This window comes from Leptospiraceae bacterium (genome assembly GCA_024233835.1).
Classification (GTDB): Bacteria; Spirochaetota; Leptospiria; order Leptospirales; family Leptospiraceae; genus JACKPC01.
On record JACKPC010000007.1, the window covers coordinates 23,798 to 49,347 of the forward strand.

Consider the following 25,550-nt stretch of genomic DNA (forward strand, 5'->3'; position numbering starts at 1 on the left):
AATGAAACTGGATAAAAAAGAAATCAAGAATCGTTACGCTGAAACCGTCAGCGAAGTAACAAATATTGCAAAAGATAGTTCTAAGAAAAGGGCAACTCTAAGTGATATTCGAAGCTATCTGAGCCCGGAAACTTTTGAGAATCCGAACTGGAAAGGTATCGGTTTATTCCTTATGAACCTTACTTTTTTTTCTATCGTAATGGTTTCTCTATATTACGCAAAAAGCTGGTATCTTATTGTTTTATTAGAAGTGCTGGCCGGGCTTACTATCAGTGGTTTATTTATTATCGGTCATGACGCCGCACACGGAGCTTTGTTTAAGAGTGAGAAACTAAATCGCTTTATCGGGCAGCTTGCCTTTCTTCCGAGTTTACACGCCTATAGTCAATGGGCATACGGACATAACCGAATTCATCACGGACATACTATTAAAAGAGAAGCCGATTTTGTATGGTCACCTGTTACAATTGAGGAATATAAGAAAATGAACCTGATCCAAAAATTGCAACATAAACTTTATTGGTCTTTTCTGGGAGCCGGCCCTTATTATATGATTGAGGTCTGGTTAAAGGGAATGATGATCTATAATGCTCCTGTCAAAAATAGTGTTAAGGATAGGATTCTTATCAGTGTTTTTGGTTTATCGACTGCGCTTTTTGCTTTTTATATCGGTGCCGGTTCCGGGCTTGATTTGCAGGCCGGGTTCTGGTCGTTTACTAAGCTCTGGTTACTTCCCTTTATTTCCTGGAACTACTATATCGGTCTTACTGTTTATGTTCATCACATTAATCCTGCTATTAGCTGGAAGAAACATGCAGACTGGACACCTTTTTACGGTCAGGTTCACGGTACTATAAATTATCATATTCCCTGGTTTTTTAATATAGTATTATTGAATATTTATATTCACTTACCTCACCATGTTCACATGAAAATTCCTTGCTATAACCTAAAAAGAGCCTTAGAGGAAATGAAAAAAGGTTATAAGGATGTGATTGTAGAAAGAAACACTTTATTCCTGGATTATCTTACTTCTACAAGTTATTGTAAGTTAATCGATTCTGAAACAGGAGAATGGCATAGCTATAAATCGGCCAGGGAATACTCTACTTATAAATTGAGTATGGCCTGTCATGTAGAATAATAGAAAACCCCTCAGGTCTTATTCAAACGGGAGAAAAATCTATACTGATTTTTCCCCGTTCTTTTTGCTTCATACATCGCCAGATCAGCATTGTGTATTAATTCGGTAACATCTTTTCCATCCTCAGGGTAAATGCTAATTCCAATACTACAGCCGATTATTATAGATTTCTTATCTAAGAGATAAAAAGGAGAGGTTATCTTTTTTATGAAGCGCTTTGAAATTTCTTCCAGTTTCGTTTCAGCTACATCAACAAAGACAGCTATAAATTCATCTCCACCCTGTCTTGCAATTAGTTCCTCCGAACGAAGGATTTTTTTAAAGCGCTCGGCTACCTGTTTTAGTATCAGGTCACCGGTTCTGTGTCCGTAATTATCATTTACATATTTAAAATCATCCAGATCAATAAAAAGAATTCCTACTCTTTGATTGTTCCGATCTGCACGGCTTAAACATTTTCCGAGGAAAAAATCAAAAAGTCTTCTGTTGGGAAGACCTGTTAAAATATCTTCTTCGGAGGCTCTTTGAATTTTTTGATTTAATCGGTGTAGCTTCAGAAGTAGAAATACAAGTATGATAAGAAGAGAAAGTAAAACAAAAAATAAACTACTGAATATAATAATTACGGAAGAGTAGTTTTCAAAGACATCACTGAAGCGTAAGTTTATTTTTTTAAAAGGGCCTATTCTTAACTCCCGGTATAATTCATTTACGGATTGATAGTTTAAAGGAGGTGTCCAGGAATAGATTCCGGAGATCTTCGCTACTTTAGAATTAGAAGATATACTGAATAAGGATATTGCAATGGTTCGATTTAGTTGTTGAGATGTATGTGGTAAGGCACAGAAGGGCCATTCCGGATAGAAATCTGTACTGTGGGAAAAATCTTTACTTAGTGGAAAGCCTGCGGTAAAATGTCCTTTTTTAGAACCATGTAATATATAAAAGTCCTCCACTTTTATTAAACCTTCTGATTGCATTAAGGCAAGAATATCAAAACGAACAATGCCTACATCTTTTTGTCCACTTTTTACAGCCTCAACAACTTTGCGGTGGTCTTCGAAAAACTCTACACTCTTGAAATCTGTATCAGGAGAGATTCCATAATGTAGAAATTCTCGTTTTGCCATTAACCAGCCTCCGAGAGAATTGGGAGATACAGCAGCAATTTGTTTATTATAAATATCCTTAAATTCTCGAATGTGCGTATTTTTTCGTAAAGTAAATATGGAACTTGAAAAGTAAGAATAAATAAAGCCTCCAAGTTCTCGTTTCATACTTGCAATGGGGCTTATGTTATAAGATGCAGATAGTTCTGTGTATAGAGCCGGATTTAAAATAATATAATCAACTTCTTCGTGTTCTACTGCTTCTTTTATTTTTTGGAAGGATAAAGGAACTATGATAAACTCTTTATTTTCAAGTGTGCTCGAAAGGTAATTTGCGGTTTCTGCCCATTGAGTTTTTGTGTGTTGTTCTCCCTGTAGGGATAAGACACCAATTCGGATTTGCATAGGAACAGCCAGAAGGCTGCCGAATCCGTAGAGGAATCCGATGAATGCAGTAACAAGAACCTTACGTAAAATGTCTGACATAGGGAGATATTTTACTAAAGAAAGCTTTCGTTTCTCTTGCAAGTGTTTTCTGATTTGTTCGCTGTTTCTTGTATTGAGGATAAGCTTTTTTCAACTTGACAGTTGTATCTTTGCTTAAAATCTGTACATTTTTTTATAATTTTGGGAGAAGCCGCATGAATATGGATACAATAAATGGTAAAATCGGAGTGATTGACTTTGGAGGTCAATATGCACATTTAATTTCTTCCAGAATTCGACATTTAGGTGCTTATACAGAAATCTTGAGTAATGAGGAGAGTCCGGAAAAATACAGGGAGTTCTCCGGTTTGATCTTTTCCGGTGGCCCTTCGAGTGTTTACGAAGAAAATGCGCCGGATATATCTGATTCCTTATTCTCCCTGAATATTCCCATATTAGGTATTTGCTACGGTCATCAGCTACTGGTGAAAAAATTAGGAGGAAAGGTAAGTAATTCGTATAAACGCGAATACGGAAGAGCCGGTCTTTCGATTTTTAATCCTTTTCGTTATCCGATTACTTCCGGCCTTTCGAATAAGGAAGTTGTATGGATGAGTCACGGTGATGAAGCCATTGAACTTCCTGAGGGTTTTGTCTGTTTTGCAGAAAGTGAAAATTGCAAGAATGCAGGTATTATCGATCCCGAGAGGCGTATTATTGGAATACAATTTCATCCGGAAGTGACTCATACCAGGCAGGGTTTAAAACTGCTCTCCAATTTTATCTCTCTCTGTGGCCTTTCCGGTTCCTGGGATTTAAACCAGTTTTTAGCACAAAAAATTAAAGAATTACAGGAAGAAATTCCGGCTCATAAGAAAGTCTTTATGCTGGTCTCCGGTGGAGTGGACTCTACGGTTTCTTATATCCTTCTGGTGCGGGCACTGGGGGAAGCCCGGGTGAAAGGTCTCTTAATTGATACCGGTTTTATGAGAAAAGATGAAGTGAAAAATCTTCAACAAAACCTTTCTACAATCGGGGTTCATATCTATGTCTCAGATGAATCACAGAGATTCTATAAAGCTCTCGAAGGTAAAACCGATCCGGAAGAAAAACGGAAAATTATGGGTAAGCTATTTTTAGAAGCAAGGGCGGAATACGCTGCCAAAATGAATCTGAATCCACAGGAGTGGATGCTCGGACAGGGAACGATTTATCCGGATACTATAGAGAGTGGAGGAACCAGACATTCTCATAATATTAAAACCCACCATAATCGGGTACAGGAAATTTTGGAACTCATGGAAAAGGGAGAGCTGGTAGAGCCGATTAAGGAATTGTATAAGGATGAGGTTCGAGGGCTTGGTATACTGTTGGGTGTGGATAAGGAATGGACTATGCGTCACCCCTTCCCGGGACCCGGGCTCGGAGTCCGGATGATTGCGACTCCTATTGATACACATATTCCGGAAGAAGATAAGTTAGCGGAGATAATAGGCTCCTATCCTTCAGCCATGGTCTCTGTTTTGCCCGTTCAATCGGTAGGAGTACAGGGGGATAAACGAAGTTATCGTCACTGTGCAGCTCTCAATGACTTTTCAGATAATTGGGACACTTATAATGAAATATCAACCCGGATAACCAATGAAATAACGGAGATAAACCGGGTGGTTTTTGCACCTTTCCAGAGAGAACTTCCTCCTTCTTTTTATTTTAATCCGATTTTTATGGATAAAAAACATTCTGATATTCTCAGGGAGGCTGATGCCATAGTTCAGGATAAGCTCATTCAATATAAACTTTTAGGAGAAATCTGGCAATTCCCGGTGGTCCTTCTGCCCATAGGGAAAGAAGATTTCACTTTTAGTATCGTATTGAGACCGGTTGAATCCCAGGAAGCCATGACAGCAAATTTCTATTGTATGAATCGGGAATTTCTAAAAGATATTACCCATTCACTCCTGTCACACCCAAATATTTCTTATGTTTTTTATGATTTGACCCATAAACCACCGGGAACCATCGAATGGGAATAAAAATTCTATTGACAGTGATTCCGTTATTCAAATAATGTAAAAACGCTCTCGGCGTCGTGGCCAAGTGGCTAAGGCATGGCTCTGCAAAAGCTTGATCGCCGGTTCGAATCCGGCCGACGCCTCAGCACTTGTTTTCTTTTGCCTGGATGGTGGAATAGGTAGACACACAGGACTTAAAATCCTGTGGGAGCAATCCCGTGCGGGTTCAAGTCCCGCTCCAGGTACTTTTGAAACTTCTCTTTCTAAATCCTTCCTTTACCGATAGTTAAAATAGGGAAATTATGAATACAGTTCTACCTATTTTTGATGGAGAAAATAATGTAAACCGTGTACGGCAGGTGATGGTTGCGCTTTTTGTCATCGCAACGATCGTGAGCTATAAAAGTGTGAGTTTTGAGATCACGATAGCTTTTAGCCTTGGAACCCTGCTGTATCTTTTGAACTCTTTGATTTCAAGATACTATTTAAGAAAACAGGTATATAATATAGTCTTAATTTATTTTAATGCCTTCATGGATTTTTTCGTTCTCTTTATGGTTCGTCTTGCAAGTGTTTTGTTTATGCTAAATGGAGGAGACTATGCAATCAAAGAGAAACCCCTGTTTGTAGTGAATCTCCTTACTATCTGCCTTGGGCCTTTCCGATATAATTCACGATTTACTATATTCAACTCTTCTTTAGGAATCTTATTTGAGCTTCTTCTAATTCTTAGCGTGAAGAGTTTTTCTAAGGTGCAATTCTTGGATCGTTCTACCGGCTTTCCTCTGAATGTTTACAACGGAGATATGCTTATGAATATTATCCTTTTTGTAAGTATGATTGCTGCGATTATGTACTTCTTAACCCTTCTTTCTGTTAAAACTATATTAAAAGCGAATAAAAGCTATGAAATAGCGAAACTAAACCAGGAGAAGAACAGGGAACTTCTAAAGAAATTACATCATTCTTCTTCTCGTTTTAAAGGTTTTGAAGAGGAAGCAGAAAATTCTATTTCTTTTATTACGCAAAATATTCAGGCAACAGCCAGGCTTTCTTCCAATACTTCCAAAACCATGACAGAAATCAATCAAGCTTCAGATAAAGTGGTAAAGGCTTCTACAGAGCAGAAACAACTCAGTGATTTTGTTTTACAACAAACTGAAGAAATGAATCGTTTAAATAATAAGTTTGTAAGAGCTTTAGAGGACATGTCCGATGCTGCAAGAGAATCGGAATATAATATTCTTGAAGGTAAGCGATATATGGACTTAACTTCAAAGGCTATGGATAAGGTTCGCCATTCCTCAGAAAATATGTCGAGGGCCATTAAGCTTATGAAAGAAATAACCTATCAAACAAATTTACTTTCTTTAAATGCTTCTATTGAAGCAGAGAGAGCCGGGGAGAGCGGAAGAGGTTTCGCCATTGTAGCCGGAGAAATAAATAAGTTAGCCGGAAACTCAAGCCTGCAAACGACCCAGATTACCGAATATATACGGGACTCCTTACAGCAGATCCAGTCAGCACACGAATATGTAGAAAATGTTGATAGGGTTTTTGATACTGTAGTAGATATGAGTAAAAAAGTGAGTCGCTCGATTCAAATAGGTGAAGATATGCTGAAGGCCTTCGGAGAAAATCAACAGGCTGTGATTAGCTCTCTCGAAAAATTAAATCGAAGTTCTTTTATTATCGAGGAAAGTACCCAGAAACAGTCTTCTTCTTTAAATAATATTACAGAAGAAATCAAGCAGGTAAGTGAACTCACCGGAAAGCAATTAGAAAGTATTGAAAGTTTCAAACGGCTTTTAGTCTTCATGAAAGAGATCCAGACCTCTATTGAGAATTTACAAAATTATGCCGCTTAGTATTTTAACAGAGGAGGAAGAAGGAGACGGGGAAGAGTTCGTTCCTGTTTTTCAAACCTCTGCTATATATCAAATCAACTTAATCAAGAATTATTTAGAACTCAGGGAAGTAAAATATCTGGTAACAGGAGAAGAACTGATGTCTTTAATCGGAGGTGCGATTCCTCTCGAAGATGCCTTTGTAACTTTATATATACAGAAAAAAAATATAGCCCTATTCCAGAATTTTTTAGACAAAGGTATGGAGCAAGCCTGATAAGCGGATTATTATTCTATTATGCCTGTAATTGTCAAACCGGATAATCCCCTTCTTTTGCCCTATCGTTCCCAGAAGGATGGTGCGGGCATCGGAAAAGAATATTTTATAGCTGATGGAGATAAGGCAGTTATAAAATTATTGCAATCCGAACTGGAAGTAGAAAATATTTTCTGTTTATCCAATTACTATGAAACCCATAAAGCCTTGATTTTACAGAAGCTTCCTGAAGAGAAAGTCTTTATGGCAAGCAAAGAAGATATGGAATCTTTCATGGGCTTTCCTATCCATCAGGGGTTTATGGCACTGGCGAAAAAACCGAAGGAGAAACCTATAACAGAAATTCAATCTCCTGTGATTGTTTTAAATGGACTTGTCGATGCAGAAAATGTGGGTTCCATTGTTCGTACTTCCCTGGCTTTTGGATGTAAGAGTCTTCTAATAGATGAAAAAACCTGTGAGCCTTACATTCGTCGTGCCGTTCGAGTGGCCCTTGGTAATACATTCTTACTGGATATATACCGTGTAAAACATTTAAAGGAGATATTTCCTCTCCTGAAAGAAAAAGGCTTTCAAATGATTGCCGCGTCTGCAAGAAAGATGGGGGAAGAGAAGAACCGAAATGTGTATGAATTTTCTTTTCCGGAAACCTTCGCCCTTGTTATAGGCAATGAAGGCAGGGGAATTGATTCTTTTGTAAGACATACAGCAGATATTCTTTTACAGATTCCAATTTCAGAAGAAGCCGGTTCCTTGAATGCAGGACTTGCAACGGCCATACTCTTATCCCATTATCAGAAGGAAAAATTTCTAAAGAGTGGAAAATAAATCTAAAAGAAGCTTGACTAAAAGTGTGGATGTAATTAGTTTGTATTCACTTGGTCAGGGAGCTGTAGCTCAGCTGGTTAGAGTGCCTGCCTGTCACGCAGGATGTCGCGGGTTCGAGTCCCGTCAGCTCCGCCAAGTTCTTAAATATACTCCTCTCCCTTCTTCTTAATCACTAAAAATCCTTCTAATTCTAAATCTCTGGCTATATTCAGGATTTCTGACCTGGCCTGCATAATTTCCCGTAAGGTTAATTTACCCCTGGCATCCATTTCTTCGATGATATCCACCGCACGGTTTTGAGACATAGCATTGAAAAAGTGCTGCCGAAGTTCGTCTCCGGCACCCCTGAGAGCTGCAATCAGAAGTTCATTTCCACCGAGACGGTTGATTAGAGTACGCATTTCTTTCTGATTCAGATCCAGAAGGTCTTCAAAGGCATACAGTTTGTCTCGAACCGTGTTGGCAAGTTCCGGTGAAGTTTCGGAAAGATCCTGAAGGATGTTGCTTTCTATGTTTTTATCCATGTGGTTCAGAATCTCAGCCAGGGATTGAACTCCACCGGCGGTCGTGAGTTCCAGTTCATCTCTGGATTCATATTTTTTACGTAACACACGGGCAATATTGGCAACAGCATCCGGGTGGGACTTGGAAGTAGTTGCAAGTCGAAGAGCAATCTGGGACTGAAGCTCGCGGGGCAGGAGTTTCAGAACTTCAGCGGCCTTTTTTGCACCAAGGTGGGAAATGGTTACGGCTATGGTCTGAGGAGCTTCTTTTCCAATCAGGGCAGCAATCGTATAGGGATCGATATCATTTAAAAACTCGAAGTCTTTTTTCATATCGCGCTTATTGACTTTCTGTATGACTTCTTCTGCCCTGTCCTCTCCGAGGGAACGGGAAAGGATTTCTTTGGCTGTGTCTATGCCTCCTCGCATTTCCCTCGAAACTTCTTCTATGGTACTGCTAAATTCTTTGAGAATTTTATCTTTTTCATCTTTCGGAACAGCTTTAATTCGGGTCATTTCCAGAACTATCTGTTCTATCATCTTATCATCAAGGTGAGAAAGCACCCGTGCAGCCTCTTCTTTTCCCATGGTCAAAAGCAGGGCAGCGGCTTTGCGGGCTCCTTTCAGGGCATTATTGGAATCGTTCGTTTTCAAAAAAAACTCCTGCGATTATATTCTTATACGAAAAACCCTGCTTTCGTCAAACATTTTTACCGGATTATGTAGCATTTGAAGGGGAAGTCGGAAGAGAATTATGCAGGAGAAATAGCAAGCGAACCATCGGTGGTTCACTTGCTTTCAGGCATCGGGTAATTATTTCATTAGCATTTCATGCACCTGGTTGGCACATTTACGACCTTCTGAAATAGCCCAGACGATTAAGGATTGGCCTCTTCTCACATCACCGCAGGCAAATACTTTTTGGGCACCGGTCTGGAAAGAGCCGGAGCCTGTTCCAAAACTTGCCTGGACATTCCCGGCCTGGCTCAGTTGCAGGCCTTTTTCGCTTAACTGGTTTAAAAGACCTTCCCGAACCGGATGCACAAAGCCCATAGCCAGAAATACGAGATCGGCGGGCCATTCGAATTCTGTTCCGGGTATCGGTTGAAACTTGCCATTTACGAATTCTACCCGGTTGCCATGAATCGAAATCACTTCTCTCCTGTCATTACCTTTGAAGCCGAGAGTATTCACCGACCACTGACGGTTTACGCCTTCCTGGTGGCTGGATGAGGTACGAAGCATTTTCGGATATAAGGGCCAGGGGGTGGAGGGATCTCTTTCTGCCGGTGGTTCCGGGAAGAGTTCTATCTGTGTAACGGATTTGGCTCCGTGTCGGTTGGAAGTTCCCACACAGTCGGAACCGGTATCTCCTCCCCCGATAACAATCACGTTTTTCCCTTTCGCATCGATGATATCTACAGAATCTCCGGCCACTTTTTTATTATTCAGGCTTAAAAATTCCATAGCAAAATGGATACCTTTCAGATCACGACCCGGAATGGTCAGATCACGGGGTTTTTCAGAACCCATAGCCAGAACTACTGCATCATAATCTTTTAAGAGGTCGTCTGCACTGATATCCACTCCTACGTGGACATTATTTTTAAAGATTACCCCTTCTGCTTCCATTTGCGTTACCCTGCGGTCAATCAGCCATTTCTCCATCTTGAAGTCCGGTATACCATAACGTAATAAGCCACCCGGACGATCGGCTTTTTCATATACAACTACACTGTGACCGACTCTTGCTAATTGTTGAGCGCAGGCCAGACCGGCGGGGCCGGAGCCTACAATAGCTACCTTCTTATTGGTTCTGGTTTCCGGGACTACAGGAACTACCCAGCCCTCAGAAAAGCCTCTGTCTATAATGGTGCGTTCGATTCCTTTAATGGAAACGGGTTTACTGATAAGGCCTACCGTGCAGGCTCCTTCGCAGGGAGCCGGACACAATCTCCCGGTAAATTCCGGGAAATTATTAGTGCTGTGGAGCTTGTCCAGGGCGTCTTTCCATCTCTGGTTATAAACCAGATCATTAAACTCCGGGATCAGGTTATCGACCGGACAGCCGGTTTCACTGTGGCAAAAAGGGATTCCGCAGTCCATACAGCGAGCTGCTTGAATTTTTGCCTTTTCTTCACTGTAGGAACGCTCGAATTCTTTATAGTTGGTAACTCTTTCCTCGGGAGGTAAAGATTCGATGTATTCACGTTCGTATTCTATAAAGCCAGTTGGTTTACCCATGAACCGTCTCCTTTGCAATTTTTAAGTTTTGCTGCATTTTCTGCAATGCTTTCTGATAATCCACAGGTATAACCTTTATAAACCTGCTTAGTTCCGAATTCCAGTTATTCAGAATGTTTTCCGCTCTTTTCGAGCCTGTGTAGTCGACATGGGACTGAATCATGGCTTTTACCATGTCTATTTCTTCCTGCTCTGAAAGAGATTCTAAAACAACCATAGACATGTTTACCTGATTTCGGAAATTATTCTGGTAGTCCCAAACATAAGCAATCCCACCGGACATCCCGGCAGCAAAGTTTCTTCCGGTTTTTCCGAGAACAATGGCAACTCCACCTGTCATATATTCACAGCCATGGTCGCCAATTCCTTCCACTACGACTCTGGCACCCGAATTCCGAACGCAGAAACGTTCTCCTGCCACTCCGTTAATGTAGGCATAACCCTGAGTTGCCCCATAAAAACAGGTGTTTCCTATAATAATGTTTTCAGCGGGATCATAGCTGGCTTCTTCCGGGGTTTTGACGATGAGTTTTCCACCACATAAACCTTTTCCTACATAGTCATTAGCAGCTCCGATTAAGCGAAGTGTAATACCTTTATTAATAAAGGCACCGAAGCTTTGTCCTGCGGTTCCGGTAAAAGAAATGTCTATAGTATCTTCCGGCAGTCCTTCTTCTCCGTATCTTCTGGCTATTTCACCGGCTAACATCGTTCCAACTGTCCGGTTCAGGTTTACTACTTTCATATCAAACTTAACCGGGTTTTTATAGTCGATGGCTGCCCTACAACGGCGGATGATTTCATTGTCTAACTGTTTTTCCAGACCATGGTTTTGCTCTTTGGTCCTGTGCATGTCCGTAGGGAAATGTGCCGGCCTGGGTTTTGCGAGAATTTTGGAGAAATCAAGTCCTCTTGCTTTCCAGTGATTACGGGGACGCTGGTATTTTATCAATTCCACCTGTCCTATCATGTCAGTGAATTTTCGGAATCCCATTTTGGCCATGTATTCCCGAACCTGCTCGGCGATAAACATCATGTAGTTTACCAGGTATTCGGGTTTTCCATTGAAATGCTTTCTCAGTCTTTCATCCTGGGTGGCAACTCCCACCGGACAGGTATTCAGGTGACATTTACGCATCATGATACAACCGAGGGTAATGAGAGAAGAAGTGGAAAATCCAAATTCTTCGGCACCCAGCAGGGCAGCGAGGATAACATCTTTTCCTGTAGATAATTTTCCGTCTACAGCAAGATAAACTCTATCCCGAAGTCCGTTGATTACCAGGGTTTGGTGGGTTTCCGCCAGACCGATTTCCCAGGGAGTTCCTGCGTTATGGATGGAAGATAGAGGGCTGGCTCCGGTTCCTCCATCATGGCCACTAATCAGGATATGATCGGCATGGGCCTTGGCTACTCCGGCTGCAATAGTTCCCACTCCAACTTCAGATACCAGTTTTACGCTGATTCTCGCCCGTGGATTTACATTTTTCAGGTCGAAAATCAACTGCTTTAAATCTTCGATAGAATAAATATCATGGTGAGGAGGAGGAGAAATCAGGGTAACACCGGGTGTACTGTAACGAAGGTTTGCGATTACCTGGTCTACTTTATGGCCTGGTAATTGCCCTCCTTCTCCGGGTTTTGCTCCCTGTGCCATTTTTATCTGAATATCATCTGCATTTACAAGATAATTTGTTGTAACTCCGAAACGACCGGAAGCCACCTGTTTTATGGCAGAGCGCATACTATCTCCATTTGGAAGGGTTTTATAGCGTTCTGCATCTTCCCCCCCTTCACCGGTATTGGATTTAGCTCCTATCCGGTTCATGGCAATAGCCATGGATGTGTGGGCTTCGGCTGATATGGAACCAAAACTCATAGCTCCTGTTTGAAAACGGGTTACAATTTCAGAAGCCGGCTCTACTTCTTCAATGGGGATGGGTTTGCATTTGCTTTCATCTATCTGGAAGAGACTGCGCAGGGTGATTAATCCTTCGTGTTGTTTGTCTATGATATCAGAAAATTCCCTGAACATCTTATAATCGTTGTTCTTGGTCGATTCCTGTAATTTTAAGATGGTATTGGAATTGTAAATATGGGGATCGCTGTGTTTACGGTAGTAATGAAGACCTCCCGGTTCCAGTGCACCCGGATAATAGGTCGGGCTAAAGGCATTTTTATGCTTTTTAACTGCTTCCATTTCCAGCATTTCCAGACTCATACCTTCAATACGGGTGGGAGTTCCGGTGAAATATTTACTTACCAGTTCGGAATCCAGACCTACCGCTTCAAAAATTTGCCCACCGCAGTAGGATTGCAGGGTAGAAATTCCCATCTTACTGAAGATTTTGAATAAACCTTTTCCAATAGATTTTATGTAGTTCTTTTTTGCTGTTTTGAAATCACTTACTTCCGGCATTAAACCCTGATCGATAAGATCGGAAATCGCATCGAAAGCCATGTAAGGATTGATGGCATTGGCACCATAGCCACAAAGCAGAGCAAAGTGTGCCACTTCACGGGGTTCTCCCGATTCAAGGATGATACCTATTTTGGTGCGTAAGCCTTCTCGGATCAAGTAATGATGTAGCCCGGCTACAGCTAAAAGACTGGGAATCGGTGCTCTATCTCGTCCCACTCCCCTGTCGGAGATAATCACGAGATTATAACCATTTCTTACAGAATCGGCTACCTGTTCGCAGAGTTTATCCAGGGAGTTTCTCATGCTGTGTTTTACATGAGGATTAAACAGGATAGAATAGGTAACGGCTTTCAGCTCCCCATCCCTGAACTGCTTAATTTGCCTGATTTTTTCCAGTTCATCATTGGTAAGAACCGGATGTTCCAATTCTAATCGCAGACAGTGTTCGGGGGATTCGGCCATCAGGTTCCCTTCCGGTCCGATATAGGTGGTGAGTTCCATGACCAATTCTTCCCGTATCGGGTCAATAGGAGGATTGGTTACCTGGGCAAAGTTTTGCTTGAAGTAACGGAAAAGGGGCTGGGGCTTATTGGAAAGAACGGCCAGACTGACATCCTCTCCCATAGAACCTACCGGTTCTTCTCCTTTTATAGCCATAGGTTTGATGACAGTCATGATGTCTTCCGCTGTATAGCCAAAAGCTCTCATCCGGCTCATGATAATATTATGGTCGGATTGTTTGATTCCATCCATATCCGGAAGCTGATTCAGGCGAATCAGGTGTTCATTTACCCATTCCCTGTAAGGCTGTTGACGACTGATTTGCATCTTGATTTTTTCATCATCAAGGAATTGACCTTTTTCGAGGTCAATGAGTAGCATTCTTCCCGGACTTAAGCGCTCTGTTTTTACAATTTTAGAAGGATCGGTGTTAAGTACACCGGCTTCTGAACTCAGAATTACTTCGTTGTCTGTAGTGACGATATAGCGAGCGGGACGCAGACCATTCCGGTCAAGGGTAGCACCGATTACCCGGCCGTCACAGAAGGCAATAGCTGCAGGTCCATCCCAGGGTTCGATGAGGGTAGCATGGTATTCATAGAAAGCTCGTTTATCAACATCCATGTCTTTTTGTTTGCTCCAGGCTTCCGGAATCATCATCATCACAGCGTGAGGAAGAGTCCTTCCTGCCATGCAAAGTAGTTCAAGTACTGTATCGAAGGTGGCGGTATCACTCTGTCCTTCCATAATAACAGGTAGCATACGTTTCAGTTCCTGACCGTAATGCGGAGATTCCATTACTTTTTGTCGGGTAGCCATCCAGTTAATGTTTCCGCGCAGTGTATTGATTTCCCCGTTATGGGCAATTAAGCGGTAAGGATGGGCAAGATCCCAGGTCGGAAAAGTATTTGTGGAGAACCTGGTATGCGTAAGACAAAAAGAACTGGTAATATCAGGTGATTGCAGGTCCTTATAAAAAGGACGAACCTGTTGCCCGAGTAGCATACCCTTGTAAATAATCGTACGCGAAGAGAAGCTGGGCACATAATACTGGCTGCGATCCAGTTTGTATTGGGAGCGTATACGCTGGTCTATAATTCTGCGGATTAAAAATAACTTTCTTTCAAAGCCATCTCCGCGCTCTGTTGCATCACCTTTACCTATGAAAACGTGTTTAAAAACAGGAACGGTTTTTCTGGCTACAGTTCCGGCTACTTCAAGGTTTACCGGAATCTCTCTGAACCCGAGACAGTATTCTCCTTCGTCTACGATTACCTTTTCGATAATCGTTTCTATACCTTCCCGTATCAGAGGGTCTTGAGGTAAAAATAAAACTCCTACTGCATAATCACCTTCGGCCGGTAGTTCAAAAGGAAGCTGTTTGCGAAAAAATGCATCCGGGATCTGAATCATGATACCGGCTCCATCGCCGGTTTTGGGATCTGCACCTTCAGCACCGCGATGTTCGAGGTTGCACATGAGCCGAATGCCTTTTTCGACTATTTTATTTGAGCGTTCCCCTTTTATATTGGCAATAAAACCAACCCCACAGGAATCTTTTTCGAATGAGGGATCGTAAAGACCCTGAGCCTGTGGAATATAAGAGTTCTGAACCGGGTCGTTCTTTCTTTCCTGCATATATCTTTCCCTTAAAATTACTTGGAATTTTCCTACTCGCCATAATTATTCAGGTTGTAGCTTTTTCAAGTTATAGTTTTATAAGCACGAAGAGCCTTCTTCAAGCAAATAAGAAAAATGCTAAACCTGCGAATGTTGGTTGCAATAGGAATTCAATTTTACCTAAAAGCGGTGAGCTTTTATTAAATACTAACTATACATTTGCATATTGCTTGAAATACAAGCATTATTCTTTTCGGTGGTTTATCTACCCCTTAATCAACGGCTCACTCGCTTACCGAGACATTTTACTGCAAAAATAGTACCTTTTTTACGGCCTTTGATACTAAATTTATTGTAGTTGTGCCAGGCTTACCGCCATCTCTTTACCCATAAGTTTTTTACCTATCCCCGGGCCACATCCAGACAAAAGCCCTCTATGGCTTTGCTATTGATTGTATCCCCAACACGGGCCGTTTGCTTTTTCCATAGTATTCCTGCTTTGTTGTGATATACTTCTATCCAATGCTCTTCCGGATGAACAATCCAGTATTCTTGAACTAAGAAACGGCCATACAGGCCCATCGTAGAGATGCATTGCAATGTATCTCTACGATGGGTTGAGAGGATTTCAATGATAAAATCCGGTGCTCCCATGATTTTCTTCTCAATAATACTTGTGCGACGAATGAAGACAAAAAGAATATCCGGCTGCACTACATTTTTCTCATCCAGACGAACATCAAGAGGAGAATAGCGAACCTCACCAATAGGATTTTTCATTAAATAGTCTTTTATAAAGTAAAAAAGGTTACCTGAAATTCTCTGATGGTTGTCTGTGGGTGAATACATAAATATTATTTTTCCTTCGATAAGCTGGTAAGGTGCCATTTCCGGTAACAGTTCGAAATGGTGTTCATTATAGTCTTTCTCCGCAGAAATTGTGGTGATTACAAACTGGCCGTTTTCGTCCTGAAAGAGAATCTGCTCGTCAATGATTTTAAAATGCATGGCTCCCAGATCCTGCACCTCTACGGCTTTGAGTAGTTCGTGATAGTATTGTGTCTCCATAATAAGCAGGTGTTTAGCCTGGAATATTCGATTCAATTTGTAAAGGATAATTTAAAATCGGTTTGCAGGTGGTAAGGAGGAGAATCTTTTCTCTGGCTATTTTAAATTTTTATATCCTCAATAGAAATTCAATATGAAAAAAGGATTGAACCTATGCTTTGCAAGAAAGCTATTTAAAAACAAATGAATCTTGAAAATCTATTTAGTAGACAGAACTTTTCTTTTGTCCCCTAAGCTCAAAAGTTATCACGAACCACTTGAAAAAGTCCCGATGAATATCTTATGAAGACCTTCTTTCGGAAAATATCCTCCAAACCAAAGCGTGGTTTATCCCAGAACTCAGGGTCTAATTTAGAAGATTGGATATATCTCATCTAAAAATCCGAATCAAAAATTATTAGAATTAGAATAGATCTAAAAAAGCTTGCTTTTTTTTAGATCTGTTCTAATCTAGGATTATGGAGAATCATAAGCTCAAGTATTTGCTGAAAAAAAAAGGCATCAATCTAACCCGGCAAAGGCTCGAAATGGCAGACTTATTGCTTTCGGGAAAAATGCACCTGACGGCGGAAGATATAAACCAGCTTATGAATGAGTCTTTTCCTTCTGTCTCCCGAGCTACTGTTTTCAATAACCTGAATCTGTTTGTGGAAAAGGGCCTTCTTCGAAAGCTGGAATTTAAACCGGGCATGGCGATTTACGATACCAATTTCGAACTACACCATCATTTTATTGATAATGCAAGCGGTAAAATTATAGATGTGGAACTGAATACAGAGGAGGAAGCCTATCTTCTTGAAGCAATAGAAAAAGACCTCCAAAAAAAAGAGGCAAACCTTACAATTAAGTCCGTTGATATTATTATTCGAGGGCAGTTGAAAAATCCGGAAGAATAATGGGATCCATTTATTTGTAGTACAACCTTTCTGTGAGGGCTCGAAGGTGTAAGGGTATTCTATTCAGGGGAAATTTACCTTCACGGATAAGCTTTGCATGATAAGGCCATTCTTCTTCATCTCCTCCCGTATACAGAAATGGCTCAATGTATATCAAATTTTTAATATAAGCTTCCTGTAACTCGCGGATTTCCACATTATAGGTTTCAATTACCAGGTCTATCATATCCTGTATCTCTTCTTCATCCCGCTTGTGTTTTCCCTGTAAGCTATTAATGATGGCTATATTTTCACGTATCCAATCCATACTTAATTTTCCTGAGTCATCTTTGATATTCCATAGCAGTGTTCTGGTGTTTTTATTTTTTTCTACAAAAATTTAATCACGAATAGTTTTAGTTTGAGACTAGAACAAAAAGGAAAAAATTTATTTCCAGAAGTGAAATAAGCAACAATCTTTTATTGTTGGTATGTTTTTTGCTTCCTTGGATGTATTAATCAAATTATCAAAAAATGCTGAGATCTGGTACAGTTTGATTAATTTTTCAAATCTATCCTTTCCGGAACAGGTATGCTATGGAACATAAATCTATTAGTTTTCAACTCATTGCAGCAACCAGTAAAATAGGTAATATTCTTCACCAAATTAAGGAAATCAATAGCACCACAAAGCTAATTGCCATCAATGCAGCTATTGAATCTTCCCGTACCGCCCAACTGGCTGATAACTTTTCCTCACTTTCTGAACAGGTAAGAACTCTCTCTACCCGGTCTGAAGAAGCTTTTAGTGAGATAAACGGACAGATAGAAAATTTAAGGAAAAGCTGTTCCAAGGCTATTGCAGTGAGGCTTGCTGATGTTGCTATTGATATTATTGATAAAATCGATAGAAATTTGTTTGAAAGAAATTGTGATTGCCAGGCCTGGGCTTCATTCAAAGACAATGTGTATGCCTGTAAAACCGGAGAAGGTGTGGAGAAAGCAACCGATCTGATTCGGAACCTTGTAAATACATATGAAGTGTATCATGATATTTTACTTCTAAATCGGGAAGGAAGTGTAATTGCATCAGCTCGCAACAGTCATTTGGTTGGACAAAATCAATCTGAGAGAGAATGGTTTAAACAGACAGTTAAAACTAATAATGTATATGTTACGGATATGTACTATTCAGAATCGGTAAAAAACTATACCATATCTTATTCTGCACCTGTCCGTGATGAGAACAAAAATGTGATAGGAGTTTTGAGTACACGCTTTAATTGGGATTATATATACGATATTATTGAAAAAGTAAAATTAGAAAAATCCAGTAAGATAGTTTTGATTAATTCAATAGGAACTGTTATTGCTTCAAAACAAAAGGCGGAAATATTACGCGATAATGTTCTCTGGCTCGGTGCCGGGGAGCAAAGTATTATGGGAAATCGTGGGTTTAGTATTGAGACGGCGAGAAACGGTCAGTGGAAAGCCTATGGTTACTCAAGGACTCATGGTTATAATGCGTATACCGGTAAAGGTTGGTCAATCATTGTAGACGAACCTATTACTATAGAAAATCCGGTAGTGATGATAGAAGCTTTTGAGGAGCGTCAATCTCGAAATCAAAACGAGGTAAAACAAAAAGCACAGGCGAACTCCGAGAATGCAAATTCCGAGCTATTGCAGATTACGCAACAATTGGGTGAATCCATAGAAACTATAAACCGGATCAATAATGTGACTACAACTCTGGCTTTAAATGCGGCTATACGTGCTGATAGAGCAGGAGATGAGGGTCGGGCTTTTTCGGTTTTAGCAGAAGAAGTAAGGGCATTCTCCCAAAAATCAGATCTATTGACTGAAGAAATAAATAGTACTCTTGATTCATTAAACCACGTTGTTCGAGAAACAGCTTCAGCCAGGCTTGCGGATGCTGCTTTTGACACTATAGATAAGGTGGATAGAAATTTGTTTGAAAGGAATTGTGATGTACAGGCCTGGACCATTTTTAACGAAGTTATTCACTGTGCAGAAACCAATGAAGGGGTAGAAGCTACCTGCGAGTTACTTAAGGAAATTCACACTATCTATGAAGTTTACTACGATATTTATCTGCTCAATCAGAATGGAGTGATTTGTGCTTCGGCTATCAGGCGAGATTTGATTGGCCAGGAACAATCTGATAGAAATTGGTTTCAGCAGGCTATACAGGGAAAACTTACTGTAACCGATATGTATCGTTCCGAAACGGTGAATGAATATACGGTTTCTTACTGTGCTCCGGTCAAGAACTACAATGGGAATATTGTGGGCGTGCTTACAACAAGATTTAATTGGAGTTTTATTGTTGATATTATAAATGCGGCGATGGTTTACAGCGATTGTCAGGTTTACCTTTTAAATATGAACGGTCAGGTGATTGCTTCTAACAATGAAAAAGATTTTTTAATTAAGGACTTTTCTCGCTTTGAAGCTTTTAAGCTGGCATCAGAAGGAAACAATGGTTTTATCGTGGAAAGCGATCCGGAGACAAACCATATTTACTTGATAGGTTATGCAAAAACAGAGGGCTATAATCTTTATAAGGGCAAGGGTTGGATCGTCTTAATTTTGCAGCATAAGGGTTTTAAATAGAATGGACAGCACCTTACACAGTAATAAGTATTTTAGCTTTTTATTTGATACAAATGTTTATGCAATACCTCTTCAGAAAGTAATTGAAGTTGGAGAATTGCTGGAGATCTACCCTTCTCCCTGGAAACACAAAGCGATTCTGGGTATGATTAACTATAATGGCTTACCATTACCTGTAATAAACCCCGATGAACTCTCCGGTATCAATAGGGAAAATGATTTAGATTTTGAATTATTAAAAGTCAATGCGAGTCTTGTAATTTTAGAGGAAGAAGGTTTTTTTATCGCAATCATTTTGTCCAGATTTCATAATATTTTTTCTTATTCGGTGCAGAGAAGAGAAACTGGCTTAGATGAGAAGGCAAATTTTATATTAGCCAGTACTATGATTGAGAAAAATATGGTTCTATGTCTTGATACAAAAAGAATCTCCATATTTTTACAGTCATTGATAAAAGGTCAATTTAGTCTTCAACAGAAAAAAGAGCGAGAACGTATTGAAAAAGAAACAGTAAATAAAATTCTATTTTTTTCAATTGGCAATATTAACCTTTGCCTGCCGGTACATGATGTAGAAGAGGTGCTGGAAAATATTTCAGTAGCCCCTCTCTTTAAGGTTCCTACTTTACTTCGCGGACTGATTAATCTGAGAGGAAAAGCAATAGCCTGTCTGGATATATCCTCTTTTTTAAATCTCAATAATCGGAATCTAAATGAAAACACCGTTTTTGTTCTTGTTCAACACGAAACAATTGAATTTGCGATTTGTGTAGATTCTGTGGGTAGTATGAATGAGTTTGATAGTTTAAAATTTATTCCCGGTGATGGTGTACTTTCGGAGAGTATGGCAAAAATATCAGCAGGTGTTTTTCAATTGGAAGAAGACACCTGTATACTTATTTCTACAGAAAATATTATTAAGTTAAAAGAATTGCAGATCTTCATGGATCATTAAACGACCGGGAGTATACCTATGAAGTATTCCATTGATATTTTTAGTATAATTGAAGAAGACAAAAATCCGGAAATCCTATCTCGAGAACTTCTGGAAAATCCTCTTTATAAAAAGTTTACAGATTTTATTCTCGAAGCCACAGAAAAAATGTATAAGCAACTAGAGGGTATTGAATATAATAAGAATAAACTTATAATATTTGATGAATTTTACAAAACGATTCATATTATTAAAGGTTTTGCAGAAATACTTAAACTTAAAAAAATACTTCATCTGGCTACTATTTTAGAAGTGATTTTGGACTTTATTCGCGAGATAAAAACTACCAGTAAGCACTCTATCGATTATCTAATAAAGATAATTATTAAAGAGATAGGAATTATTACTCAGTCTTTAATCCAGGACAAGAAATCCGAACAGGATGTGTCTTCCTTAATTGAAGAATGTAGAACTTATTTACATAAACCTATAAGTGAATGGATAGCGTCTTTACCGGAAAATAATGATGTAATAGTTCAAGATGATGTGGTATATGAAACAAATAAAGAAGAGGAATTCACAAAAAAAATAGAAATTACTCAAGAAGAACCGGAAGATAAGAAAACAGAGATCAGGGTTTTGCTTACAAATGAAATAGTCGATGATGAGCCGGAAGACTTAGAAATACCTCCCTCTAAAGTAGGTCTAATTAGTGACTTTTATGAAGAAGCCAGTGAAAATTTAAACCAAATCGCATCTCAAGTTTTAGAATTAGAAAATGCACCTGATTCACAGGATATATTACATCAACTATTTCGTAATTTTCATACACTCAAAGGAGGCGCGAGACTACTTAATATACAGAAAATGGAGAAACTCTGTCATGCGATAGAAAACCTCTTAGATCTCTGTCGTTCCAATGAGTTGAAAATTTCAGGAAATATTATAGATATTATATTAGATGGACATAAAATACTTTTAGAGATGATCGAAGAAGTTGCTTCCAAAGGACCTATCTATTCACGTATCCAACCTATTATTAATAAAATAACTTTAGTGCAGGGAAAGAAGGAAAGTGTCGAACAGGAAGAACTAAATCAAAAAGAATCAAAGAAGCAGGTCGAGCAAGGAGAACCTGTTCGTAATATACCGGAAAAAAAAGAAGTTCTTAGCAGCACTGCAAACAAACAGGAAGCAAATTCCCCAAGCTCTGTAAAAAAAAGTTTTTCCAGACAGATGAATGTAATTCGAGTTAGTACAGAAAAATTAGATACGGTAATGAATATTTCTTCGGAATTGCCTATCGCCCGTATTCGATTTAGAGATCAAATTTCTACTCTGGGTAAACTATATAGAGATTTAAAAAAGATTGCAGAGAGAGCCATTGAGAATGAACCTGAAAAATTTATATATCGCTTGAAAAATTCCAATGATCTTCTTTTGGAAGAATTGAATCAACTTTTTCAAATGAAAGCTTCCGAAAGAGATAAAGTTGAAACCTGCATTAAGAAGTTTTATCATGAATTAGCCAGTGAAGTTTACAGGACAGAACTTACTGTAACAGAAGAAATGATGCTTCTACAAATTGCTTTTAACGAGCTGAAGCAAAATATAGAGAAAAATGTGGAAAATTTAGAAACCATTACTACCAAGCTTCAGAATAGTGTAATGAACTTTCGTATGGTTCCTATTTCCAGCTTATTGGAAAAGTTTCCAACCCAGACAAGAGAAATTGCCAGGCAAAACGGCAAGATGGTCATTATGAAAATTAAAGGAGGGGAAACGGAACTTGACAAGGTGATGATAACAAGGCTTGTCGATCCAATTTTACACATACTCAGAAATTCTATCGATCACGGCATCGAGACACCGGAAGAGCGAGAGAAATGTAACAAACCACTGACAGGCAATATTGAACTCAATGCTTTTTACCAGGGTTCGAATGTGATTATTCAGATAAAAGATGATGGAAAAGGAATTGATAAAGAAAAGATAAAACAAAAAGTAATTGAGAAAGATTTGGTTAGTAAAGAAAAGCTGGAAAGCATGAATGAAACCGAATTATTTGATTTATTATTTCTCCCGGGATTTTCTACAGCCAGTAAGATTACTGAAATTTCAGGTCGCGGAGTTGGTATGGATGTTGTGAAATCTACGATTAATGAAATACAGGGAAATATAGAACTCAGCAGTAAAAAGGGAGAAGGAACCACAATATCTTTGAAGATCCCCCTTACACTTGCCGCTGTTCGAGTCTTGCTTCTGGACATCGGAAGCCAACAAATAGCATTACCTATGTCTAATATAGATGAAGTTATAACTATTTCTCGTGGAGAATTAAAGGAAGTAGGTAAGCAGGTTATTTACCATTTACGAGACCATGTTCTTCCGGTCGTCCATCTTGCTTCCATTTTAGATATAAATCATTCCTTTTATTTGCCGGATTCTATTCCGCTGGTTATATTAGGAGAAGGCAACCATCGTCTGGGCATAATTGTCGATAAGCTTTTGGGAAGGCATGAGATTGTTATAAAAAACCTGGGTAGTCTTTTGCATAAGGCTCCTTTCATCATGGGTTGCACTATACTCAGTGATAACAAACTTGTTCTGATTCTTAATACAAGAGAAATTCTGGAAGTAGCAAAAGAAAAACTGAATATAACAGATATTAAATTATCCAAAAACAATGAGAAGAAGGAACATAAAATTCTTGTGGTAGACGACTCTGCTATATACAGACAAAATATGAACTCCATTTTATCTCGTTCCGGGTATATAGTTGAGGAAGCAGAAAATGGTTATGAAGCTTTACAGCAGGTAACCCTAAAAAATTATTCTCTTCTATGTGTTGATATAGTGATGCCCCTGATGGATGGATTTGAATTAACGAAGCGTTTAAGAAACTTACCTCTTTATAAGAATGTTCCTATCATCCTCATTACTTCCAGAACTTCCCAGGAAGATAAGAATATTGCTTTTAAGTTAGGAGCCAATGAATACTTCGAAAAGCCTATAGAGCCTGATGTATTATTAGAGTGTATTCATAAATACTTACGTAATGGAGAGGGTGATGAATCCTGAAGTTGGAATGCCAATTTATCTTGCTATAGATAATATATTATTTCGAGAATATGTTCAGTTAGAGTTAAGAAGTTCTAAATTTAATGTCCATGTAACCAGCTCAGAACAAATTCTAAAAAACATTACTGAATTCTTAAATTCTATTATTTTCTTACAATCAGATTCCAATGAGCCAGAAATAATTGAGTTGTCTCGAAAATTAAAGCGTGCATTTGGCTCGGAGATAAAAATTCTATTCTTCTCATCAGATTATCGTATTCTCGAAGACGCAGGTAATTCGGCTGATAGAATCCTTCAATGGCCTATCCATATTTCAGAAATTTTAAATACAATTAATACTCTTACCCAGAAAAGTCAAAAGATTCTTTTAATAGATGATTCTAAATTGATTCACAATCATCTATTGCCTCCACTAAAAGAAGAAGGCTATACTGTTTTACAGGCTTTTGATGGAAAAGAAGGCCTGGAGAAAGCGAAAACTCTAAGACCCGAATTGATTATTTGCGATATAGAAATGCCTTATATGAATGGTTTTGAAGTATGCAAGGAAATTCGTAAAACACCGGGTCTTGAAAATATATATATCATCATGTCCAGCACCCTTGGTTCTGCTGCTGATATTCAGAAAGGCTTTGTCTCCGGAGTGGATGAGTATATCACCAAACCGGTGGTTGTGCCGGAACTATTAGATAGGATAAAAAGAAATTTTATTCAGACACTGAGTGGAAGAGAAAGTATACTTTTATTAGAAACTGACAAACAACTTGGTAATCATATTTCTAAAAGTTTAAAGAAACAGGGTTTTTCTGTTCGTATTGTTAGCAGTATAGAGTCCGCTATATTCTTATTGGAAAAATATTCTTATGAAATACTTATTTCAGAAATGGACATCGGGAATAAGCAAACAGCTATGGACTTATGGATGGCATTAAAAACATTGAAGGAAAAAAAAGTTCCTTCTGTTATACTGCTTACTTCAAGAGATTCCAGTTGGGACATGAAGATGATAGCAAATATGGGAACAGCCGGAATTATTCGTAAACCCTTTGTTATGGATACCCTTTTAGCTTCGGTAGAAAGAGTACTGGCAGATAACCGGGCTATGGCAGAAAAAAATCAGATGCTAAAATATTTATCTAAATCATCTGTACAAATGGCTCATCAAAAAGCTTTGCTTAATGGCAGTGAAGGTACTGTAAGAGCTGAAAAGAAAGATGCTACTATTTTTTTCAGTGACATTGCCGGTTTTACTTCCAGATCAGAGCGTTATGAACCCAGAGAAATTGTAGAGCAAATCAATCGATTATTTGATATTATGACCGGGATTATCGTGAAACATGAGGGAGATATAGATAAATTCATTGGTGATGCCTGTATGGCATATTGGATTTTAGAAAATAAGCAGAAGTCGATTAATAATGCAGTAAAAACTACATTAGAAATAAATAATAAAATAAGTAAGCTAAATAAAAATGATGAAGTTTTTTCCAAAGACTCCATTTCACTTCGTTTCGGCCTGCATCATGCTGAAGTTATTTTATGTGATATTGGCAGTCCGAATTCCCGTATCGATTTAACACTTATAGGTGATGGAGTAAATATTGCTTCTCGTTTAGAATCTGCATGTAAGCAATATGGTGTGGACATATTAATTAGTAAAGATGTGGTAGATTTGTTAGATCCGGATTTAGTAGTTAGAGAAATTGATATAATGAAAGTTAAGGGTAAAGAAATACCGGTAATAGCTTACGAGGTGATGGGAGAAAAAGATTCTATAACGGAAAAACAGAAAAGCTTACTCGAAATTTTTACTAAGGCAAAAAAAGAGTATATAGAGGGTAACTTCATTGAAGCCAAACAACTCTTTCAAGCAAGCATACAGTACGAACCGGAGATAAAACAAAAGCTTAATCCTTCCAAAGTTTTTTATTCCCGTTGTAATTATCTTTTAAAGAAATTACCTGCTTCATGGGATGGAATTTGGTCTTTACAATCCAAATAGATTAAAAAGATAAAGTCAAG

The 25,550-nt window shown here is 38.9% G+C and carries 16 protein-coding genes and 3 tRNA genes; 13 read left to right on the plus strand and 6 right to left on the minus strand.

Annotated elements, in window-relative coordinates; translation table 11 throughout:
- The first annotated feature begins 1 nt into the window (after position 1).
- Complete coding sequence (locus H7A25_24255; GenBank protein ID MCP5503036.1) at positions 2 to 1,144, plus strand: fatty acid desaturase; 1,143 nt, start codon at positions 2 to 4, stop codon at positions 1,142 to 1,144.
- Between the two features lie 11 nt (positions 1,145 to 1,155).
- Here H7A25_24255 and H7A25_24260 read toward each other — a convergent pair whose 3' ends face one another.
- Complete coding sequence (locus H7A25_24260; GenBank protein MCP5503037.1) at positions 1,156 to 2,739, minus strand: diguanylate cyclase; 1,584 nt, start codon at positions 2,737 to 2,739, stop codon at positions 1,156 to 1,158.
- A 161-nt stretch (positions 2,740 to 2,900) separates the two neighbouring features.
- Here H7A25_24260 and guaA point away from each other — a divergent pair, with 161 nt between their 5' ends.
- The 7 genes from guaA to H7A25_24295 all read left to right on the plus strand — a co-directional run bounded on the left by guaA (position 2,901) and on the right by H7A25_24295 (position 7,778).
- Positions 2,901 to 4,712, plus strand: coding sequence for a glutamine-hydrolyzing GMP synthase (gene guaA / locus H7A25_24265; GenBank protein ID MCP5503038.1), 1,812 nt, complete (start codon positions 2,901 to 2,903; stop codon positions 4,710 to 4,712).
- Positions 4,713 to 4,762: 50 nt separating this feature from the next.
- Positions 4,763 to 4,834, plus strand: a tRNA-Cys gene (locus H7A25_24270).
- Positions 4,835 to 4,852: 18 nt separating this feature from the next.
- Positions 4,853 to 4,936, plus strand: a tRNA-Leu gene (locus tag H7A25_24275).
- Between the two features lie 57 nt (positions 4,937 to 4,993).
- Entirely contained in the window at positions 4,994 to 6,559 is a 1,566-nt protein-coding gene (locus H7A25_24280; protein ID MCP5503039.1) for a hypothetical protein, read from the plus strand.
- On the plus strand, positions 6,549 to 6,815 hold the full coding sequence (locus tag H7A25_24285; protein ID MCP5503040.1) for a hypothetical protein: 267 nt from the start codon (positions 6,549 to 6,551) through the stop codon (positions 6,813 to 6,815). Before H7A25_24280 ends, H7A25_24285 begins: the two co-directional genes overlap by 11 nt.
- Positions 6,816 to 6,836: 21 nt before the next feature.
- Positions 6,837 to 7,643: an RNA methyltransferase gene (locus tag H7A25_24290; GenBank protein MCP5503041.1), complete on the plus strand. Its 807-nt coding sequence runs from the start codon at positions 6,837 to 6,839 to the stop codon at positions 7,641 to 7,643.
- 58 nt (positions 7,644 to 7,701) lie between these two features.
- Positions 7,702 to 7,778, plus strand: a tRNA-Asp gene (locus H7A25_24295).
- A gap of 5 nt (positions 7,779 to 7,783) precedes the next feature.
- On the opposite strand, the gene fliG is transcribed toward H7A25_24295, so the two are convergent.
- From fliG to H7A25_24315, 4 genes are all read right to left on the minus strand, one after another.
- Complete coding sequence (fliG, locus tag H7A25_24300; protein ID MCP5503042.1) at positions 7,784 to 8,800, minus strand: flagellar motor switch protein FliG; 1,017 nt, start codon at positions 8,798 to 8,800, stop codon at positions 7,784 to 7,786.
- Positions 8,801 to 8,959: 159 nt separating this feature from the next.
- Entirely contained in the window at positions 8,960 to 10,390 is a 1,431-nt protein-coding gene (locus H7A25_24305; GenBank protein ID MCP5503043.1) for a glutamate synthase subunit beta, read from the minus strand.
- Positions 10,383 to 14,951: a glutamate synthase large subunit gene (gltB, locus tag H7A25_24310; protein MCP5503044.1), complete on the minus strand. Its 4,569-nt coding sequence runs from the start codon at positions 14,949 to 14,951 to the stop codon at positions 10,383 to 10,385. Before gltB ends, H7A25_24305 begins: the two co-directional genes overlap by 8 nt.
- 384 nt (positions 14,952 to 15,335) lie before the next feature.
- Positions 15,336 to 16,001 (minus strand): Uma2 family endonuclease, encoded by a 666-nt coding sequence (locus tag H7A25_24315; protein ID MCP5503045.1) that lies wholly within the window; start codon positions 15,999 to 16,001, stop codon positions 15,336 to 15,338.
- A 458-nt stretch (positions 16,002 to 16,459) separates the two neighbouring features.
- On the opposite strand from H7A25_24315, the gene H7A25_24320 reads away from it, so the two are divergent.
- Entirely contained in the window at positions 16,460 to 16,897 is a 438-nt protein-coding gene (locus H7A25_24320; GenBank protein MCP5503046.1) for a transcriptional repressor, read from the plus strand.
- Positions 16,898 to 16,907: 10 nt separating this feature from the next.
- Here H7A25_24320 and H7A25_24325 read toward each other — a convergent pair whose 3' ends face one another.
- Positions 16,908 to 17,204 carry a hypothetical protein gene (locus H7A25_24325; protein ID MCP5503047.1) on the minus strand — a complete coding sequence of 99 codons (297 nt, stop codon included), beginning with the start codon at positions 17,202 to 17,204 and terminating at the stop codon, positions 16,908 to 16,910.
- Positions 17,205 to 17,473: 269 nt separating this feature from the next.
- Between H7A25_24325 and H7A25_24330 the strand changes: the two genes are divergently transcribed.
- The 4 genes from H7A25_24330 to H7A25_24345 are packed head-to-tail and all read left to right on the plus strand — an operon-like array spanning position 17,474 to position 25,530.
- Entirely contained in the window at positions 17,474 to 19,513 is a 2,040-nt protein-coding gene (locus tag H7A25_24330) for a hypothetical protein (protein ID MCP5503048.1), read from the plus strand.
- A 1-nt stretch (position 19,514) separates the two neighbouring features.
- Complete coding sequence (locus H7A25_24335) at positions 19,515 to 20,468, plus strand: chemotaxis protein CheW (GenBank protein MCP5503049.1); 954 nt, start codon at positions 19,515 to 19,517, stop codon at positions 20,466 to 20,468.
- Positions 20,469 to 20,486: 18 nt separating this feature from the next.
- On the plus strand, positions 20,487 to 23,528 hold the full coding sequence (locus tag H7A25_24340; protein MCP5503050.1) for a hybrid sensor histidine kinase/response regulator: 3,042 nt from the start codon (positions 20,487 to 20,489) through the stop codon (positions 23,526 to 23,528).
- Positions 23,518 to 25,530 carry a response regulator gene (locus H7A25_24345; GenBank protein ID MCP5503051.1) on the plus strand — a complete coding sequence of 671 codons (2,013 nt, stop codon included), beginning with the start codon at positions 23,518 to 23,520 and terminating at the stop codon, positions 25,528 to 25,530. Before H7A25_24340 ends, H7A25_24345 begins: the two co-directional genes overlap by 11 nt.
- The last annotated feature ends 20 nt before the right edge of the window (positions 25,531 to 25,550 follow it).